The 2,010-nt window shown below is 26.7% G+C and carries 5 protein-coding genes and 1 pseudogene; all 6 read right to left on the reverse strand.

The features are described 5' to 3' along the window. Window positions 1-22: 22 nt before the first annotated feature. On the reverse strand, window positions 23-175 hold the full coding sequence (locus ON17_RS03730; protein WP_017191781.1) for a hypothetical protein: 153 nt from the start codon (window positions 173-175) through the stop codon (window positions 23-25). Continuing rightward, window positions 159-506, reverse strand: coding sequence for a hypothetical protein (locus tag ON17_RS03895; protein ID WP_261974253.1), 348 nt, complete (start codon window positions 504-506; stop codon window positions 159-161). The genes ON17_RS03730 and ON17_RS03895 overlap by 17 nt, the downstream gene beginning before the upstream one ends. Beyond that, window positions 469-798, reverse strand: coding sequence for a dTMP kinase (locus ON17_RS03900; RefSeq protein ID WP_017191782.1), 330 nt, complete (start codon window positions 796-798; stop codon window positions 469-471). The genes ON17_RS03895 and ON17_RS03900 overlap by 38 nt, the downstream gene beginning before the upstream one ends. 78 nt (window positions 799-876) lie before the next feature. Further along, a complete protein-coding gene (locus ON17_RS01700; RefSeq protein ID WP_017191783.1) occupies window positions 877-1,437 on the reverse strand; it encodes a hypothetical protein in 561 nt (186 codons plus the stop codon). Between the two features lie 56 nt (window positions 1,438-1,493). Next, window positions 1,494-1,682 (reverse strand): hypothetical protein, encoded by a 189-nt coding sequence (locus ON17_RS01705; RefSeq protein ID WP_017191784.1) that lies wholly within the window; start codon window positions 1,680-1,682, stop codon window positions 1,494-1,496. Between the two features lie 68 nt (window positions 1,683-1,750). Beyond that, window positions 1,751-2,010, reverse strand: a pseudogene (locus ON17_RS01710) (endonuclease); the annotation flags it as partial.

Here is a 2,010-nt window from a genome sequence, read left to right on the forward strand (position 1 = left end):
TAAATAAAAAAAGACCTTTAAATTAAGGTCTTTGGTTGGTTTTTTGAGTTTTTTTAAAGATTTTTTTAGTTTTCCATTTAACAAGACCGTCCTTGGTGACGGTTTTTATTTTGCCGTTGGTATAGTAGTAATAAGTGTTTCCGTTTTTAAAGGTTTTTTTAGTAATTATTGCCATTTTGTATTTCTCCTAAGTATTTCATAATTGTTCGAATATTCTTTGCGATATTTGTTGTTCCGTTAAGAATTAATTTCATGCCACATTGGTGGTGAGTTAAATAACGATAATACCCCTCGCGGACAATTTCGAAATAAGTTAAAGATTTGCATTCGATAACATCTAATTTGTCGTTTTTTTGGTTTAATTTGCGTTGTAGTCCTAATTGAGGTTCTATTTTTAAATAGACAGTGAGATGAGGTTTAATAAATTGTTTATTAAGGCAATTAAAGAACTGATAATTTTTATCAATGTTATGGAGGGTAAATATGAGGGTAAACTTGATAAGCAAAATTGGAACCTAACCAACGATCGATTAAAATAATCTTGTTAGTATTTAAATGCGGTTTTATTTCTTCTTCTTGGATTTGAAACATGTTAGCGAAACTAAGAAGATATCTAGTTAATGGTTTTAATTGGGAATTAGTTAAAAAGATGTCACGAAGGGATTGGCCGATGGAGGAACTTCCTAAGCCTTGCAGAGTAATTACTTCGTGGCCTTGTTTTTCTAATTGTTGGCTAACTTTTTGAATTAAAGTTGTTTTGCCGCTGCCATCTAGACCTTCAAAAATTATTAATTTCATTTTTTGTTCTCCTTTGAATTTAGATTTTGGGTATAAAAAAAGACCTTCGATTTGAAGGTCTTAGTTGGAATTGGGTAATTAGCTTTTAAAAATAGGAAAATGTAAGAAATAAATTAATGTTTTTAAATTGGGTATTAAGTCATCTTTTAAAATGACAACATCATTTTCAATTGAGTGAGTCATAAATTGTTCTTCTTTATTTAATTCTTGAATAGTTTTATTTAAGTTTGCAACCCGATGTTTTTTATTTCGATCTAAAAAAATAAGGATATTCAAATCATTCCAAGAAGAAATTTCTTCTTGATTTGATTTAATTATGGGAATAATGTCTTCTTTATTTTCTAAATAAAAAACTGTCATTTTCCCACGAATGAGAAAATTATTATCGTAAATATCAAAACCAAATACAGCGTAGTGTTCGTCCCAATATTTATTTGAAAAATTTAAATAATTTTTAGGAGTTTGAGAATATATTAATTCTAAACTATTAATAAACACGTCAATTAAAGCCATATTTTCCGTTTTTTGTAATGTTTTGGCATTTCTATTATAATATTTAAAAATAAGGCGATGAAAAATATTATGAAATTTTTTAAAATGTTTAATTTGTTTTTTTGATTTTTTAATTTGATTTGGCATGTTTTTCTCCTTTGATTTTAGTTTTAGTTTATGGATTTAACAGTTATTGTTGTTTTTTATTTATATTTTCGGTTTTTGAAAGTGATAGTGATGCGTCTGGTTTTTAATCGTGATAAAGGATTGTTACGTGGTTTTCCTAATAATTTATGCTTTTGCGGTTTGTATTTATTTTTTTGGAATTTAGAGGCATAATGTTTTTGTTGGTATTTTGCTTGGATTAAATCGTATTTATTCATCTTTATCATTGTTCTCGCTTTCTTTGATTTGTTTGGATATACATAAAAAAGACTCCTAAAAAAGGAGTCTTAATTGTTTAAAAAGTTTTAAATTTGCTTAATCGTTTTAAATAAGTTGTTTGTGATAATTCTTGTTTGGCTTTTGATAGAAGTTCTAAATATTGTTTGCTATCTTGAATCATTTTGGTAATAAAATTATTATCTAAATAAATTCTGACTACATGATAATCATTATCGTTAAAATAAACTAAAAAATAAGCAAATTTAGCTTGACTGCAATATAATTGACATTGAACTTGAGCCCAGTAGTTTAAGGGTACTTCTTTGTTGGATAAAA

Origin of the sequence: Poinsettia branch-inducing phytoplasma str. JR1 (genome assembly GCF_000309465.1) — a bacterium.
GTDB classification, from domain to species: Bacteria; Bacillota_I; Bacilli_A; order Acholeplasmatales; family Acholeplasmataceae; genus Phytoplasma; species Phytoplasma pruni.